This window comes from Bradyrhizobium sp. (genome assembly GCF_035570375.1).
Lineage (GTDB): Bacteria > Pseudomonadota > Alphaproteobacteria > Rhizobiales > Xanthobacteraceae > Bradyrhizobium.
This window is the reverse complement of the sequence record NZ_DATMLW010000078.1, coordinates 69,637-85,006: the sequence shown is the minus strand read 5'-3', so window position 1 is coordinate 85,006 and position 15,370 is coordinate 69,637. Positions and strand designations below refer to the sequence as shown.

General features: G+C 60.6%; 15 protein-coding genes and 1 pseudogene. 9 read left to right on the top strand and 7 right to left on the bottom strand.

From position 1 onward, the window contains the following. Nucleotides 1-3: 3 nt before the first annotated feature. Both VNX23_RS08900 and VNX23_RS08895 read left to right on the top strand, forming a co-directional pair. A complete protein-coding gene (locus VNX23_RS08900) occupies nt 4-528 on the top strand; it encodes an arsenate reductase ArsC (RefSeq protein WP_325629122.1) in 525 nt (174 codons plus the stop codon). Continuing rightward, nucleotides 528-1,235: an MIP/aquaporin family protein gene (locus VNX23_RS08895; protein WP_325629120.1), complete on the top strand. Its 708-nt coding sequence runs from the start codon at nt 528-530 to the stop codon at nt 1,233-1,235. Before VNX23_RS08900 ends, VNX23_RS08895 begins: the two co-directional genes overlap by 1 nt. Before the next feature lie 69 nt (nt 1,236-1,304). On the opposite strand, the gene gor is transcribed toward VNX23_RS08895, so the two are convergent. The 4 genes from gor to VNX23_RS08875 all read right to left on the bottom strand — a co-directional run bounded on the left by gor (nt 1,305) and on the right by VNX23_RS08875 (nt 4,931). After that, nucleotides 1,305-2,690: a glutathione-disulfide reductase gene (gene gor / locus VNX23_RS08890; protein WP_325629118.1), complete on the bottom strand. Its 1,386-nt coding sequence runs from the start codon at nt 2,688-2,690 to the stop codon at nt 1,305-1,307. Nucleotides 2,691-2,716: 26 nt separating this feature from the next. Next, a complete protein-coding gene (locus VNX23_RS08885; RefSeq protein ID WP_325629117.1) occupies nt 2,717-3,256 on the bottom strand; it encodes a DUF2059 domain-containing protein in 540 nt (179 codons plus the stop codon). Nucleotides 3,257-3,283: 27 nt separating this feature from the next. Then, nucleotides 3,284-3,982: a ribose-5-phosphate isomerase RpiA gene (gene rpiA, locus VNX23_RS08880; RefSeq protein ID WP_325629115.1), complete on the bottom strand. Its 699-nt coding sequence runs from the start codon at nt 3,980-3,982 to the stop codon at nt 3,284-3,286. A 112-nt stretch (nt 3,983-4,094) separates the two neighbouring features. Continuing rightward, a complete protein-coding gene (locus VNX23_RS08875; protein ID WP_325629113.1) occupies nt 4,095-4,931 on the bottom strand; it encodes an SDR family NAD(P)-dependent oxidoreductase in 837 nt (278 codons plus the stop codon). Between the two features lie 84 nt (nt 4,932-5,015). Here VNX23_RS08875 and VNX23_RS08870 point away from each other — a divergent pair, with 84 nt between their 5' ends. From VNX23_RS08870 to VNX23_RS08850, 5 genes are all read left to right on the top strand, one after another. Continuing rightward, the gene (locus VNX23_RS08870; protein WP_325629111.1) at nt 5,016-5,711 is read left to right on the top strand and encodes an HAD family hydrolase; all 696 of its coding nucleotides are present in this window, start codon (nt 5,016-5,018) and stop codon (nt 5,709-5,711) included. A 250-nt stretch (nt 5,712-5,961) separates the two neighbouring features. Beyond that, entirely contained in the window at nt 5,962-6,438 is a 477-nt protein-coding gene (locus VNX23_RS08865; RefSeq protein WP_325629109.1) for a hypothetical protein, read from the top strand. Nucleotides 6,439-6,546: 108 nt separating this feature from the next. After that, nucleotides 6,547-7,581, top strand: a complete 1,035-nt coding sequence (gene moaA / locus VNX23_RS08860) for a GTP 3',8-cyclase MoaA (protein WP_325629107.1) — start codon at nt 6,547-6,549, stop codon at nt 7,579-7,581. Between the two features lie 448 nt (nt 7,582-8,029). Next, the gene (locus VNX23_RS08855) at nt 8,030-8,569 is read left to right on the top strand and encodes a TRAP transporter small permease subunit (protein ID WP_325629105.1); all 540 of its coding nucleotides are present in this window, start codon (nt 8,030-8,032) and stop codon (nt 8,567-8,569) included. Beyond that, nucleotides 8,566-10,167, top strand: a complete 1,602-nt coding sequence (locus tag VNX23_RS08850; protein WP_325629104.1) for a TRAP transporter large permease — start codon at nt 8,566-8,568, stop codon at nt 10,165-10,167. Before VNX23_RS08855 ends, VNX23_RS08850 begins: the two co-directional genes overlap by 4 nt. A gap of 474 nt (nt 10,168-10,641) precedes the next feature. Here the strand turns inward: VNX23_RS08850 and VNX23_RS08845 are convergent, their stop codons facing one another. The 3 genes and pseudogenes from VNX23_RS08845 to VNX23_RS08840 all read right to left on the bottom strand — a co-directional run bounded on the left by VNX23_RS08845 (nt 10,642) and on the right by VNX23_RS08840 (nt 12,461). Continuing rightward, on the bottom strand, nt 10,642-11,439 hold the full coding sequence (locus VNX23_RS08845) for a nuclear transport factor 2 family protein (RefSeq protein ID WP_325629103.1): 798 nt from the start codon (nt 11,437-11,439) through the stop codon (nt 10,642-10,644). 89 nt (nt 11,440-11,528) lie between these two features. Beyond that, nucleotides 11,529-11,987 (bottom strand): annotated as a pseudogene (locus VNX23_RS31000) (serine hydrolase); the annotation flags it as partial. A gap of 69 nt (nt 11,988-12,056) precedes the next feature. Continuing rightward, on the bottom strand, nt 12,057-12,461 hold the full coding sequence (locus VNX23_RS08840) for a hypothetical protein (protein WP_325629102.1): 405 nt from the start codon (nt 12,459-12,461) through the stop codon (nt 12,057-12,059). A 376-nt stretch (nt 12,462-12,837) separates the two neighbouring features. Here VNX23_RS08840 and VNX23_RS08835 point away from each other — a divergent pair, with 376 nt between their 5' ends. Then, nucleotides 12,838-13,392: a LysR family transcriptional regulator gene (locus tag VNX23_RS08835; RefSeq protein ID WP_325629100.1), complete on the top strand. Its 555-nt coding sequence runs from the start codon at nt 12,838-12,840 to the stop codon at nt 13,390-13,392. A 958-nt stretch (nt 13,393-14,350) separates the two neighbouring features. Beyond that, nucleotides 14,351-15,265 (top strand): alpha/beta hydrolase, encoded by a 915-nt coding sequence (locus tag VNX23_RS08830; RefSeq protein WP_325629098.1) that lies wholly within the window; start codon nt 14,351-14,353, stop codon nt 15,263-15,265. The last annotated feature ends 105 nt before the right edge of the window (nt 15,266-15,370 follow it).

The following is a 15,370-nucleotide window of genomic DNA, read 5'->3' as shown; positions in this document are numbered from 1 at the left end:
AGCATGGCCGGCCAATCCTACAATGTCCTGTTCCTCTGCACCGGCAACTCGGCGCGCTCGATCATCGCCGAAGCGATTTTGAACAGAATCGGCAAAGGGGCGTTTCGCGCCTACAGCGCCGGCAGCCAGCCAAAAGGCCAGGTCAATCCCGGCGCAAGGGCGCTGCTCGAAAGCCTCGGTTACGAGACGGCGGGCCTGCGCTCGAAGTCGTGGGATGAATTTGCCAAAGCCGGCGCGCCGAAATTCGATTTCGTCTTCACGGTCTGCGACAACGCAGCGGCGGAAGCCTGCCCGGTATGGCCCGGCCAGCCGATGACGGCGCACTGGGGGATTGCCGATCCGGCGGAGGCCAAAGGCTCTCCGGCGGAGGTCTCGATGGCCTTCAAGGAAGCCTATCGACTGCTGAACCAGCGCATCGGCATCTTCACCGCACTTCCGCTGCGCTCTCTTGACCGACTGACGCTCAAGGGCAAATTGCGGGATATCGGTGAGATGGAAGGTGCCACCAAGACCTCGGAACACAGCTGATGGTGTCGCGCGAAAGGCGCATTTTCTGCGAATGGCTCGGCACGGCGTTCCTGCTGGCGGCAGTTGTCGGCTCGGGCATCATGGCCCAAAAGCTGTCGGGCGGTAACGTCGCGCTTGCTCTGTTGTGCAACACCATCCCGACGGGCGCCATCCTGGTTGTCCTCATCCTGGTCTTTGGTCCCCTTTCTGGAGCCCATTTGAACCCCGCGGTGAGCCTCGCCTTCGCCCTGAAACGGGAACTGTCGTGGCCTCTGGCAGGAGGTTATATCCTGGCTCAACTTGCAGGAGCCGTGACGGGGGTCCTCGCCGCGCACACGATGTTTGAGCTGCCCATTTGGCAATTCGCGACCACGGCGCGCGTGGGCGTGGGTCAATGGGCTGCCGAGTTCGTCGCAACGTTTGGCTTGATGCTGACGATATTGGGCTGCGTGGCGAAGACGCCCTCAGCCACGCCTTATGCGGTCGGCCTTTACATCACCTCCGCCTACTGGTTCACGGCGTCTACCTCGTTCGCAAATCCCGCTGTGACCATCGCACGCGCGCTCTCCGACACATTCGCTGGAATCGCCCCAGGCGGGGTGCTCGCCTTCATCGTGGCGCAACTGATCGGAGCGGCCACGGCCGTGATGCTGGGCGGATGGCTGTGGGCGTCTGCCGAATACAAAGGTGCGAGACAAAAACCTGTTATCGGCGGGCAAACAGGCTGAGCGGACAATCGCGCTTTCGGCATATCGGACACAAAGCGAGCGCTTCGACAATCCTACGCCCCTGCCCCCCTACTCCGCGGCCTGCCTCACATGCCGCGCGGTGGGGTTATGCATCGTCACCAGCTCTTCGGCCGCGGTCGGATGCAGCGCCATGGTCGCGTCGAAGTCGGCCTTGGTCGCTTTCATCTTCACGGCGATGCCGATGAGCTGCACCATTTCGGCGGCGCCGTCGCCGACGATGTGACAGCCGACGACGCGGTCGGAGGTGGCATCGACGATCAGCTTCATCAGCATCCTGGTGTCGCGGCCCGAAATCGTGGCCTTCATCGGCCTGAAGGTCGTCTTGTAGATATCGACATGGGTGAATTGCGCGCGTGCCTGCGTTTCCGTGAGCCCCACGGTGCCGACCTCGGGCTGGCAAAACACCGCGGTCGGGACATTGGCGTGATCGACATGGACCTGCCGCTTGCCGAACACCGTATCGGCAAAGGCATGTCCTTCGCGGATCGCGACCGGCGTCAGGTTGAGCCGATGGGTGACATCGCCGATCGCGTAGATGTGCGGCACCGAGCTGCGCGAGAAGCCGTCGACGGCTATACCGCCATTGCCCGGATTGATGCCAACGCCCGCCTTCTCAAGCCCGAGATTGGCGACATTCGGATGCCGGCCGATCGCGAACATCACCCGGTCCGAGCCGATGCTCGAGCCGTTCGACAGATGCGAGGTGAAATCCTTGCCGTGCTTGTCGATCGACTTGACCGTGCAGCCGGTCAGTATGGTGATCCCTTCCTTTTCCATTTCGCTGCGGACATGGGCGCGGACGTCGTCATCGAAACCGCGCAGCACGTTGTCGCCGCGATAGACCACCGTCACATCGGAACCGAAGCCGGCAAAGATGCAGGCGAATTCCAGCGCGATATAGCCGCCGCCCTGGATCAGGATGCGCCTGGGCAGCGAGGGAAGATGGAAGGCCTCGTTCGAGGAAATCACGTGTTCGATGCCGGGGATCGGCGCCCCGTGGTTCGGCGCGCCGCCGGTGGCGATCAGCACGTATTTGGACCGCACCCTCTCGCCACTCGCGAGCTTAAGGGTGTGGGCGTCCTCGAACTCGGCGCGCGTCTTGACCACCCGCGCGCCAGCCTTTTCGACGTTTGCCGTGTAGGCCGCCTCGAGCCGGGCGATCTCCTTGTCCTTGTTGGCGATCAGGGTCGGCCAGTCGAAGCTGACTTGCGGGATGGTCCAGCCAAAACCCGCGGCGTCCTCGATCTCGTGATGGATGTGGGAAGCATAGACCAGAAGTTTCTTCGGCACGCAGCCGCGGATCACGCAGGTGCCCCCCATCCGATACTCCTCCGCGATCATCACCCGCGCGCCGTGGAGGGCAGCGATGCGGGCCGCGCGAACGCCGCCCGACCCTCCTCCGATGACGAACAGATCGGTATCGAATTCGGCCATCTCAGCTCCGGTCAAATCAAAACCGCTCAGCCCAGCGGCTTGCCACGCTTTTTCATCTCGTTGCGGAATTCAGTGGCCACCGTTTCGGAAAACGCCTGCGCCCACTGGCCCATATAGTTCATGCTGGTCTGGATCGATTTCGGCTCTTGCGCGAGCACCTTCTGGCCGAGCGGCGACTTGTAGAAAGCGGTGAGGTCCTTCAATTCTTGCTCGGTGAAGTCGTTGGCGTAGATCTTCGCCATTTGCTCGCCGATCTCCTTCTCGCGGCCCGCCAGCGCCTTGGCGACCATGACGGCGACTTCATCGAGGTCCTTCTGATAGCTAAGGTTGTTGGCAAGAAAGGCGTCCTTGGTGCGCTGAACGATGTTGGGGACGGCCTGCGCGTAGACCTGGTTGACGTTTTTCACGGCGAGAAGGTCCTTCGCCGCCGCAATCGCCGACGGCGATGCCGGCTTGAGCGGCGCAGGCTGCTGGACTGCGGGCTGCTGCGCCGACGCCGGCAGCGTCGAAAACGCCAGTCCGATCGCGAGGTTCGCGGCGAGCAAGATTGGTGATGCACCCTTCATGTTTCGATCTCTCCTCGATTGACGGCGCTAGCGCCGCTCAAATATGCGAATTCCCTCAAGACCGGCCAGCATTGCGACGCTGGCGAGGCCAATGAAAAGCCCGTGCTCGACCACGCCCGGAATTGGGGCGAGCCATTGCGCCAGGCGCGGTGGGTCCGTGATGCATCCGAGATGGGCATCGACGATCCAGTGGCCACAATCGGTGACGAAAACGTGACCATCCGGGTCTTTTCTGAGCGCCATTTGGCCGGAAATGCCGCATTCCGCAAACGCTTTTCCAATGGCCCGCTGCGTCGCGCCGAGGCCGAACGGAATGACCTCGATGGGCAGCGGAAAACGGCCGAGCGTTTTGACCCATTTGGAATCGTCGGCGATCACGATCATCCGGTCGGATGCGGCGGCGACAATCTTCTCCCGCAGAAGCGCCCCGCCGCCGCCCTTGATCAGGTTGAGATCGGGGTCGATTTCGTCAGCGCCGTCCACCGTCAGATCGAGCCGGTCGATCTCGTCGAGCGTCGTCAGGCGAATGCCGCACCGGATCGCGTCAGCGCGCGTCGCCTCCGAAGTCGGCACGCCGATGACATCGAGCCCGTCGCGCACCCGTGCGCCCAAAAGCTCGACAAAATGCTTGGCGGTCGATCCGCTACCGAGGCCAAGCCTCATCCCGCCCTGCACGAAATCAAGCGCACGCGCCGCCGCCTGCCGTTTCAGTTCGTCCATGCTCACGTGCCAACAACCTTCGAACAGCGCCGCGCAACCCGCGCGGCTCGGCGCCGACGTTCTAGCTTCGTTTTAGGGCGGAGAATAGCGCCAATCACACGCCTGCCGTGACTTTCGGCTAGGGCGCGGTCACCCTGTCCATTGCCGCCCGGATGGCGGCGAACCGCTCATCGACCTCCTCGCGCATGTTCGGATGCGTGAACACATAGAGTTCGCCCTTCAGGATCGCTGAAAGCACGCGCGCCGCGACATCCGAAGGGTCTAGCCCCGCATCCAGCCGCCGTGCGATCTCAGCGACCATCATGCCGGCCGGACTCGCCGGGTCGAGCCGCGGGGTCTCGCCGTAGCGCAGCTGGCGGTTGCGTCCGCTCTCGCCGATGCGGGTGCGCACAAAGCTCGGGCAGAGCACACTGACCCCGATGCCGTGCGGCTTGAGCTCCACCGAAAGCCCTTCCGACATCGCGACCACGGCAAATTTCGTTGCGGCGTAGGGGCTGAAGCCAAGACCGGCGTTCATTCCAGCCATCGACGCGGTGTTGACGATGTGGCCGCCTTCGCCGTGCGCTCGGATATGCGGCAGGAAGGTGCGGATGCCGTGCAACACCCCCAATAGATTGACGTCGATCACCCATCGCCAATTGTCCAGCGAAATGTAGTCGATGCCGCCGCCGGCGGCGACGCCAGCGTTGTTGCAGACCACATGTACGCGGCCGAACACCTGAAAAGTGGCCTTCGCCGCTTCCTCGACGCTGCCGGGATCGGTGACATCGCAGCGGACGCCGCGCACCTTGGAACCGTAGTGGTTCATACTCTTGACGGTTGAATCGAGCGCATCCATCTCGATATCAGCAAGCATCACGTTCATGCCCGCTTCCGCGAAGGCGCGCCCGAGCGCAACGCCGATTCCGGATGCCCCGCCGGTAACGAATGCCGTCTTACCGGAAAATTCCCGCACGCCTTCCTCCACGTCTACCGGGTTTGCACAAAAGTTTAGCATGTCCATCTTGCATGATCGGCCGCCTCCCGCTAGCGATCTCAGATGGCCCTTCCCCCCACCGTCGTCTTCGATCTCGATGGTACCCTCGTCGATACGGCGCCCGACCTGATCAGCGCGCTCAATTTCATTCTCGGCCGCGAGGGCCTGCCGCCGGTGCCCCTTCATTCCGCGCGCAACATGATCGGCGCAGGCGCCCGCAAGCTGATCGAACGCGGACTGGAATTGGAGGGCCGCGCTGCCTCAACCTCCGAGATTACGCGGCTGACCGAGGACTTCATCGCCTATTATGCCGAGCACATCGCCGACGGTTCACGCCCCTTCGATGGCCTGGAGAACGCGCTCGACGAGCTCACCACGCGCGGCTATCGCCTTGCGGTCTGCACCAACAAGCTCGAGTGGTTGTCGAAACTTCTGCTGGACCGGCTCGGATTGAGCTTTCACTTCTCCGCCATCTGCGGCGCCGACACTTTCGGCGTCGCCAAGCCCGACCCAGCGATTTTGCAGCAGACGGTCGCGCGCGCAGGCGGCAATATCTCGTCGGCGATCATGGTCGGCGATGCCGGCACCGATATCGGTGTCGCACGCCGTGCGGGTGTCCCCATCATCGGCGTCGAGTTCGGCTATACCGATGTTCCGATCGCGGAACTCAAACCGGATCGCGTGATCAAACATATGAGCGAATTGCGCGACGCGGTCGAAAGCATAACGAGTCTACCACAATCTAACCAATTGAAGTAATTGTATTATTTATTTCATCCGATCGGCATTAACCAACAATTAACCTGGTCGGTTGCGTGAGCGTGACGAGGCTCATATGGTCGGTCCGGGATTGTGGGCGCGGCAGGGCCGTAATTAATAGATGATCGAGACATGCGAACGATTCACCGCGTCGGGCGGGCGATCGCAGAACGATTATGCTCACAAAAGAATCAGGGATCTTGATCCGACCGAACTCGATCGGATCGTGGCCTCCAGTGACGGGTCGATCATGCGCCGTGTCATCGCGATTGCCGCAACGGGATTGAGCCTGGCCGGCTGCTCGTCCTTTTCGACAGAATCCTTCACCAGTTACTTCCAGTCGGCTCCGCCAACCGTGCAACTCCAGCTTGAGTCGGCGCCGCCGGGCGCGGAAGCCAAGACCTCGATCGGGCCAAGCTGCAAGACCCCCTGCTCCATCACCATCACCCCTCCCGAGGGTGGTTTCACGGTCAATTACGCCCTGAACAAGTTCCAGCCGGCGACGGTCGCGGTGCAAGTTGCCAAAACGCCCGGCGATCTCCTGACGTCGGCAACCACCAAGGTCGACCCCAATCCGGTGATTGCGCAACTGCAGCCGACCGCGCCGGCGAAGCCGAACAAGCCGATGCGGCCGAAGAGGACGAAAAAGCCGCAGGAAGCTGCGGCACCCGCCGCGGCAGCCTCGCCGTTCCCGGATCCCGGCCAGGCGTCCCAATCGACCCGTTGATCCGGCTTGCACTGCACAAGCAAAATTCACGGATTGTGCAGGCCATGCAACGTGCCTAGATTGAGGTTGTTGCGCGGCTGTTGCTGATCGCGCGCCAGGCAATCCGACATGACCGCATTCCGATCGAGTTCCCCCACTTCGCTGTCCCGCCCGATGACCGATCCCTTCGGCCGGACGATCAGCTATCTGCGGGTGTCAGTGACCGATCGCTGCGACCTGCGCTGCTTCTATTGCATGTCCGAGGACATGACCTTCCTGCCGAAGGCTGATCTGCTGACGCTGGAGGAACTCGACCGGCTATGCTCGGCCTTCATCGCCAGGGGCGTGCGCAAGCTCCGCCTGACCGGTGGCGAACCCTTGGTGCGGCGAAACGTGATGTCGCTGGTGCGCTCGCTATCACGGCATCTGGAAACCGGCGCACTCAACGAACTGACGCTGACGACCAATGGTTCCCAGCTTGCCCGCTTTGCCGACGAATTGCGGGACTGCGGCGTGCGCCGCATCAACGTATCGCTGGATACGCTGGATGCAGCCAAATTCCGCGCCATCACCCGCTGGGGTGATCTCGACAAGGTGCTGGCCGGCATCGAGGCGGCGCGCGCGGCGGGGCTGGCAGTAAAGATCAATGCGGTGGCACTCAAGGGAATGAATGAGGAAGAAATCCCCTCGCTGATGGAGTGGGCCCACGGCAAGGGTATGGGGCTGACGCTGATCGAGATCATGCCGATGGGCGACATCGGCGCTGGCCGCATCGATCAATATGTGCCGCTGTCGCTGGTTCGCGCGCGGCTCGCCAAGCAATACACGCTGACCGACCTCGAGGAGACCACGGGCGGCCCCGCGCGCTATGTCCGGGTCGACGAGACCGGTGGCAAGCTCGGCTTCATCACGCCGATGACCCACAATTTCTGCGAATCCTGCAACCGGGTGCGGATCACCTGCACTGGCACGCTGCATACCTGCCTTGGCCATGAGGATGCGTCCGATTTGCGCAAGCCGCTGCGGGCCTCCGCCGACAACGAGCTCCTGAGTGCGGCAATCGACCGCGCCATCGGACTTAAGCCGAAAGGGCATGATTTCATCATTGATCGCAGGCACAACCGCCCGAGCGTTAACCGCCATATGAGCGTCACCGGCGGGTGAACTGCCGGGGCTGGTACCGCCGATCTGAAGTCCCCGCATCACAAACGGGCGTTCTTTCGGGGATTTCAGATCGACAAGCGGTACTAGAATCATCAACTTACTAATGCCCATGGCTTTCCAAAATTCGCAAAAAGGTGTCGCTGAAACTGCGAACTTCGAAAAGTGGGCATTGGCCGCTTTGACTTGCAAGTGTTTGATCTCCCGACTATTGGGCCCATTTTCCAATTGACGGCGCCACAGTGCGCTGAAATGGTGCCGCTGACACTTTTCGCTTTTCGCGCTCGATAAGCCGCTGCGCCCTGATCGGCCAGTCAAGACGGCACGGGCATCACGGGGGAGGATGATTGTTGCAATCGCTCTTTGAATCGAGCCGCGCCTTCTCGCGCGGACTGAAGGCGAACCCCGTTGCATCGACGGGCACAGCGTGATGGCCGCCGGGGATAACGCCATGCGCCCATTATTGGCACTGAGCAACGCAATCGACCTGATCAACGAAAAGATCGGTTACGTCTGCAATCTCCTGGTGCTTGCCTCCTGCGTCGTGAGTGCCGCCAACGCCATGATCCGCTATGCCTTCGGCTACAGCTCGAACGGCTGGCTTGAGCTGCAATGGTACATGTTCGCCATTCTGGTGATGTTCGGCGCGTCCTACACGTTCAAGCGCAACGAACACGTCCGTGTCGAAATCTTCTATCTCTTTCTTTCCGAGCGCGGACAGCTCCTGCTCGACCTGATCGGCACGCTGTTTTTCCTGATTCCGGCCTGTCTGCTGCTCGCCTACCTGTCCTGGCCCTTCTTCATGCAGGCCTACCATGTGGGCGAAATGTCCGGCAATGCCGGCGGCCTGATCCGCTGGCCGATCAAATTCGTGATTCCGGCCGGCTTCGTCATGCTCGCGTTCCAGGGTGTCTCCGAGGTCATCAAGCGCATCGCCGCTCTGCAAGGTGAGCTCACGATCGATGCGAAATACGAGAGGCCGACGCAATGATAACCTTGCAAACGATGCCGCCGCTGATGTTCGGCGGCCTGGTCATCTCCATGCTGATCGGCTTCCCGGTGGCCTTCACACTTGCGGCGATGGGACTGTCGTTCGGCTTTCTCGCAATCCATCTCGGTTTCTTTGACCTGAATTTCCTCCAGGCGATTCCGGGCCGCGTATTCGGCAGCGTGCTTTCCAACGAACTTCTGCTCGCGATTCCGTTCTTCACCTTCATGGGCGCGATCCTCGAGCGGTGCGGACTTGCCGAAGACATGCTGGATTCGATGGGCCAGCTATTCGGCCCGATCCGCGGCGGCCTCGGCTATTCGGTCATCATCGTCGGCTTCATCCTCGGTGCCATCACCGGCACGGTGGCGGCGCAGGTCATCGCCATGGCGCTGATCTCGATGCCGGTGATGATCCGCTACGGTTACAACATGCGCTACATCACTGGCGTCTTGGCGGCATCCGGCACCATCACCCAGCTGGTGCCGCCATCGCTGGTGCTGATCGTGCTGGCCGACCAGCTCGGCAAGTCGGTCGGCGACATGTATCTCGGCGCGTGGGGACCGTCGGTATTCCAGATAATGCTGTTTGCCGGTTACACGTTCCTGCTCGGCATCTTCAAACCCAATCACGTGCCGCCGGTGCCGAAAGAAGCGCGCACATTGACGGGCTGGGCGCTGTGGAAGAAATGCCTGCTCGGCATCATCCCGTCCGCCGTCCTGATCTTTGTCGTGCTGGGCACGATGATGATGGGCCTCGCCACACCAACCGAAGCCGGCGCCATGGGTGCGGTCGGCGCGGCCGTGCTTGCAGCCATTCACAACAAGGAATTCACTGCGACCGGCCGCAAGATGCTCGTCACCGGCGTGATCGCCGGCGGCATCGGCACCATCGTCGGGATCTTCTTCACCGAAGGGCTGATCTTCAAGGCCGCCTTTGCCATAACCTACCTTGCGGTGCTGTGGATCTGCGCGGAAGCCGTGCGCATTCCCGAACTGCGAAACCTGATCAAGCAGGGCTACGAGACGACCATGCGCATCACGACCATGGTGGTGTTCATCCTGATCGGTTCGACCTGTTTCTCCGTGGTGTTCCTCGGTGTCTCCGGCGGAGTGTGGCTCGAAAACATGCTCACCTCCCTGCCCGGCGGCGTCTGGGGCTTCCTGATCTTCATCAACCTGTTCATTTTCTTCCTGGCCTTCTTCCTGGATTTCTTCGAGATCGCCTTCATCGTCCTGCCGATGATCGCGCCGATCGCACAGAAGATCCTGGCACCGGTGGTGGGGGCGGATGCGGCGCTGATCTGGTTCGGCGTCATGCTTTGCGTGAACATGCAGACCTCGTTCATGCATCCGCCCTTCGGCTTCGCGCTGTTCTATCTGCGTGGCGTGGCGCCGAAGGAGGTCAAGAGCTCGGACATCTATTGGGGGGCGCTACCTTGGGTCGGATTGCAGGCGATCATGGTCGCGCTCGTGATCGCTTTCCCGATCACGGTGACCGGCCTGCTCGACAAGCCGGTCACCGTCGACCTGAACCAGATCAAGATTGACGTCCCGCAACTGGATTTGCCGCCGCTCGATTTCGGCCAGCCGAAGCAGTAGGTGGAATGGCAAGGAAAGAGAGCGGGCCTATGAACGAGCCGTCATTGCGGGCGCCAGCGAAGCCATCCAGCATTGAAGAACTGGATCGCCCGTCTATGTCTAAGCATGCTTCGGCTGACTTCAGGCGCGCCATAGCTCGCGTAAGCCGAGCGACGGTGGATCGCCGCGCTGCTCCCCACGATGACCGATAGGCAATTTCGCTCTTTTGACATAACCAGACAAAAACCCCGAAGCTCCGCTTCGGGGTTTTTGTTTTCGCCGAAATGAAACGGGCTAGCTTTGCAGGTGGCGCACCATGAAGTTGTCGTAGCCGACTTCTGCGACATGGTGCCGGATTGCGCAATCGCGGGCGCAGCGATCGTTGCCGCTCCTGCAACGCCGAGGCCCGGCCAGCCGGCGTTACGGGCACTCGCGAGGTTTGTGCGTCATCTGCGTCGTTCGGGACCAACCGACTTCCGTGGGTGACGATGCGGGTCAGGGTGCTATCTGGCGGATGCGCGTCGAATGGAGCGATAAAAGCCGCCACTTGTCGTCGCTGCGCCGCAGGATCGCGGTTTCGGTCCATTCAGGCACGCGGCGTTCGGCACCTTCTCCAAACGATCCGGTGTTGCGGTAAGTGACGGTGGCGAGGTCACCCGCATGCTGCACTTGCGCCTGCGTGATCGTCCACCGCCGCTTGACGGGATCGGCGGCGACGAGGTCAAAGATCTGGTCTGCCGTCATCAGCCGCCCGTCTTCATCAAGCTTGAAATCGGGCGCAAGCAGGGCATGGAACGCAGCGCGATCCTGCGCGCCAAGTGCGGCAAAAACGTCCTGCACCACCGTCTCGACCGCGCGATTCTCCGGCGGAGCCGGGCGGTTGATGGCCGCCACCAGCGCTTTGCCTGCAGCGGCCATGGCGCGAATGGCGGGATGCGGCTTATTGGGATCATTCGGGTCATCGCCAATGCCATGGCCCAGCCGCACCACCACCAGATCGTGCGAAGGCACGATCATCACGCGCTGGCCCTCGATCCCCTGCATCCAATAGGCGTCACATGGCCAGGGATCGCATGTCGCCTTGCTCAGCCACACTTGCCCGCCATAGGCTGGTGTCGTCCACCATGGGGCCGGAGCGCGGACCAAGGCCATGAATTCGGGCGAGAGCATACGTTGCCCGTTCCAAACGCCGTCTTGCGCATAGAGCAGCCCGAGCCGGGCCCAGTCGCGCGCGATGGCATAGCTGTAGGACGCACTTTCGAAATTGCCCACGCGGTCGGGTTCGAGCACCATCGAGCGGATGCCGAGCGGCCAAACACTTTTGCTGTGGCATAACCGGTCACGGTTTCGCCGGTTTTGCGCAATTCCTGCTGCACAATGTGGCCGACCACCATGGGCTGGCAGTTGGTATAGGCGCCGCGCGTCTCGCCTTGCGCGAGCGGGGGTCGGCTGATCGAATAGGCATAGACATCATCCGGCCCGCTGAACACATAGAGGCTTTCGACGTAGCCGTCGCGGCGCCATGCGGCATGGTCGAACCAGCCCTTCACTAGTCCTGGGCCGCAGGCGATCGGCGCCGACATCCGCAGCAGGTCGGCCAACGTAATCAGCCGCCGGGGATCACTGGCGCCCGACCATTCGGCAACCGGCGCCGGCTCAAACAGGTTTAGCCGCCGGTCGTGTTCCAGCGCGCCGACCAGGGTCGCTTGCACGGTCTTGGTAATCGACCAGCCCGGCAACCGCGTCCGGGCGGTAATGCCGGGTCCATAGCGTTCGGCCAGAATGCGGCCACGGTAGAGTACCAGATAGGCCGCGGTTTGCGCATCCGGGGCAAAGGCCAGGTCTACTGCGTGGTCGAGCGCCGCCTTGTCGACTTCGGCGGGCCAATTCTCCTGCGGCAGCGCGTCACCCTATGGCCAGGCCACGTCGGGCTTAGCAGTGACCGGCGACAGCGGGGTAAAGCCGACCTTCGGGTCTGCGCCATCGGGACCTAGCGCGATGCAGCCGGTGGCGCCAGTGAACACGGCCACCCCTTTTTCCCCGGTGGTCATTGTCAGCGTCACGCGCCGGTTGGGGCGGTCGACTTTCACATCGGCGATGCGCGTGCGATCTTCGGGCAGCATCCAGAATTTCGAAGCGAGCGCGAGATAGTCGCTCATTTCGCGCTCGGAGACGAATACCGCCGAACAGGCCTCCTTGGCGACCGACGCAGCCCCCAGCAGGACTAGATCGGTCGGCTTGAAATCCGAGGCAGCCGCTGGACGGGGCAGCAGCGTCAAGCCGAAGCATAGCAGCAAAATCCGGACAGGTTTCATCGTTTCCCCCACTGTCGATACGCGGTGTAGCCGTTGACGCCAGAAAAAACCGACTCAAGAACGGCAAGGACTCCCGCAACGCAAAACCGCGTCGCGGGAAGTGTCATCATGGTTCTCGGCGTCTTAGTGCGTCTTGCAACGAAGCCAGCTCTAGGTTGCATCGGTAGTAGATGCCAAACATTCGCCGGTGCTATTTTGAACCAGTTTATGTGTAGGTCCATCTGGACTGTCAAGTCCAATTGATGCAACGTGTTCTCGTGCCCATAATGAAATCCGAACCTCGCTCCTTGACCGTCCAAGGCGCGGCATAGCATTTTGACATTGATCCGATAAATGATATCTATTCTATCGACTGATTTCGAAACGAGATAAATCCATGTTCGATGGTCAGTTGCTGAGAACCTTTGTAGCTGTCTCCGAGTGCGGAGGTTTCACGCGAGCCGCTGAGCAACTCAATATGTCTCAATCGGCGGTAAGCGTTCACATTCGGCGTCTTGAAGAGCAGGTCGGCGTTCCACTGTTGCAACGTACGACGCGGAAAGTTGCGTTGACTGCGGAGGGCGAGACGCTCGTCGGCTACGCGCGCACGATAACCAGTCTGCAGGAGGAGGCCCGCTCACGACTGAGTCCGAGGTCTCGGCTCAACGGAAAGCTCAGAATCGGAACCTCCGAGGACTTTGCGGCCGCCGCACTGCCAATTGTTCTCCGAAGCTTCAACCTGCGAAATCCCGGCGTAGCTCTGGAAGTGCAAGTTGGCATCACCACTGACCTTGTGAACTTACTCGACCGCGGACGTCTAGATCTCGTGCTCGGAAAGCAGTGCGATCCCTTACACTCAGACCGGGGCGAGTTGCTTTGGCACGAAGAGTTGGTTTGGGCCTACTCTGCTCACACTCGTCCAAACGTTGATCGTCCAATTCCCCTTTCCTGAACCTTGCGCTTATCGGGATGCGGCTCTGAAGGCACTTTCGAAATCAAAGAGTCGTTGGCGAATTGCCTTCGTTAGTCCGAGTATCGCGGGGGTTCGTGCTGCCGCAATATCCGGGTTTGCCGCGACCCCGCTAACCAGGAGCATGATTGATTCCCAGCTCCGGATCATTTCAGCCCGAGAGGGTTTGCCGCAGCTCCCTCAGGTTCGATTCGTTATGTTTCGAGGCCGAGAGGGTGGACAACCGAACAGGATGATTCAACTGCTCGCATCCGCGATCAAAGAACAGGCCAACTCGTCGCGATTCGTCCAGCCCGGCTCGATGCTGAGCGTCATGTCCTCTTAGGAGCTACGACGAGAAACTGATTCATTTTTGCTGCTGATCTTGCAAGTCATGGAGATTCAGAATTTCCATGATCTTCTCCGCAAGCGGTAGACCCGGTTCATCAAAGGCACGTTTGGCAGGATGGTGGGACGGCGCTCGTCATATTGAGCCGGACGGGGTGTTCCGAAGCATTGACTGGAGCTTGCAACCAAAAAACGTCAAAATCGATTTCGAAACGTAGAGTCGGTTCTGTTTTGATGTCGATTGCTGGGCTACCCATGACGTGGCGCAAAACATTGCCGAACTCGGTAGTGTCGCTGGGGAGACAGGGCTCGCATCTGGTCAAGTTCTAAATTCAGCGCCAGTTTTTGCGATCGAAAGCGCGCACCTGAGAACTCGCCGGATTCATAGCTTTAATCCGCAACGGTGATGCTCTGCCACAACGCACGATTAATCACCGGTGATCATTAATCAGCGTGAGTAATATCATTTCTAATTGAATGGCTGCCTTGCTACCTGGATTTTGGTGATTGGCGACGACGATGCTTGTTCTCGCGCCGATCACGGCAATGACTACAAGAATGTGGTCCGCGCGCGGGCCTCGATGCAACGCTTGGCCGTATGGAATTAGGCATCTTGGAAAACACGAACCAAAAATTTATCGAAACATCGTCTTTGCTCGTCGCCTACGAGATCTCGGGGCCTGACGACGGCAATCCAGTGGTGTTATTGCATGGATGGCCCGACGATGTTCGCACCTGGGATCGCATTCTGCCGGCCCTACACGGATGCGGGATGCAAACGATCGTCCCGTACTTGCGGGGTTTCGGTCCAACACGGTTCTTGCGCTCTGATACCAAGCGGTTTGGGCAGTTGTCCGCCTTGGGTCAAGATCTTCTCGAATTTGCCGATGCGCTCAAACTTCGGAGCTTTGCTGTTGTCGGGCACGATTGGGGAGCTCGGGCCGCCTACATCGCGAGCTGCGTTGCTGGGTTTGGGCGAATCTCCCACTGTGCGGCCCTTTCGGTTGGCTGGGGAACGAACGATCCAAATCAGAGTATGTCCCTGAAGCAAGTGCAAAACTATTGGTATCACTGGTACATGGCTTTGGACCGCGGGGTCGAACTGGTTCGGAATGACCGGGACGTATTCACTCGATACATCTGGAACATCTGGAATCCGGGATGGGAGATCTCGGATGATGAGTTTGATCGGACCGCAGTTTCCTTCGCCAATCCGGATTGGGCCGAGGTGGTCGTTCACTCGTACCGGGTGCGTTGGGGGCTTGCACCTACGGATCCTACGCTTGCGGATTTCGAAGAGCGCCTCGCTCGGAACCCCGAGATATCAGTTCCGACGCTGGTCATCCACGGTGGGGCCGACCCTTGCAACGACCCCTCAACCTCAGAAGGAAAACAGCGCTTCTTCAAGGGCAATTACCAGCGCGTCGTTCTCGATGGCATCGGTCATTTCCCGCAACGTGAGGCGCCGATGGAGGTCGCCAATGTCCTGGTGCCGTTTCTTTCTGCAAACAATTTCGCCATCAAATGACGGCTAAGTTTGCTTGATTGGGTACAGCCAGATAAAATATTCACCCGCGCCGCCGGTGTGAGGCGAGCGCAGCACTTCTCATCGTCATTGCAAGGAGCGTAAGCG

Bases quoted from the DNA above. Each gene is read 5' to 3' on its own strand.
- moaA (WP_325629107.1), top strand. From the start codon at position 6,547: ATGACCGCATTCCGATCGAGTTCCCCCACTTCGCTGTCCCGCCCGATG.
- VNX23_RS08840 (WP_325629102.1), bottom strand. From the start codon at position 12,461: ATGAAACCTGTCCGGATTTTGCTGCTATGCTTCGGCTTGACGCTGCTG.
- VNX23_RS08895 (WP_325629120.1), top strand. From the start codon at position 528: ATGGTGTCGCGCGAAAGGCGCATTTTCTGCGAATGGCTCGGCACGGCG.
- VNX23_RS08845 (WP_325629103.1), bottom strand. From the start codon at position 11,439: ATGGTGCTCGAACCCGACCGCGTGGGCAATTTCGAAAGTGCGTCCTAC.
- VNX23_RS08835 (WP_325629100.1), top strand. From the start codon at position 12,838: ATGTTCGATGGTCAGTTGCTGAGAACCTTTGTAGCTGTCTCCGAGTGC.
- VNX23_RS08885 (WP_325629117.1), bottom strand. From the start codon at position 3,256: ATGAAGGGTGCATCACCAATCTTGCTCGCCGCGAACCTCGCGATCGGA.
- VNX23_RS08850 (WP_325629104.1), top strand. From the start codon at position 8,566: ATGATAACCTTGCAAACGATGCCGCCGCTGATGTTCGGCGGCCTGGTC.
- VNX23_RS08865 (WP_325629109.1), top strand. From the start codon at position 5,962: ATGCGCCGTGTCATCGCGATTGCCGCAACGGGATTGAGCCTGGCCGGC.
- VNX23_RS08900 (WP_325629122.1), top strand. From the start codon at position 4: ATGGCCGGCCAATCCTACAATGTCCTGTTCCTCTGCACCGGCAACTCG.
- gor (WP_325629118.1), bottom strand. From the start codon at position 2,690: ATGGCCGAATTCGATACCGATCTGTTCGTCATCGGAGGAGGGTCGGGC.
- VNX23_RS08855 (WP_325629105.1), top strand. From the start codon at position 8,030: ATGCGCCCATTATTGGCACTGAGCAACGCAATCGACCTGATCAACGAA.
- VNX23_RS08870 (WP_325629111.1), top strand. From the start codon at position 5,016: ATGGCCCTTCCCCCCACCGTCGTCTTCGATCTCGATGGTACCCTCGTC.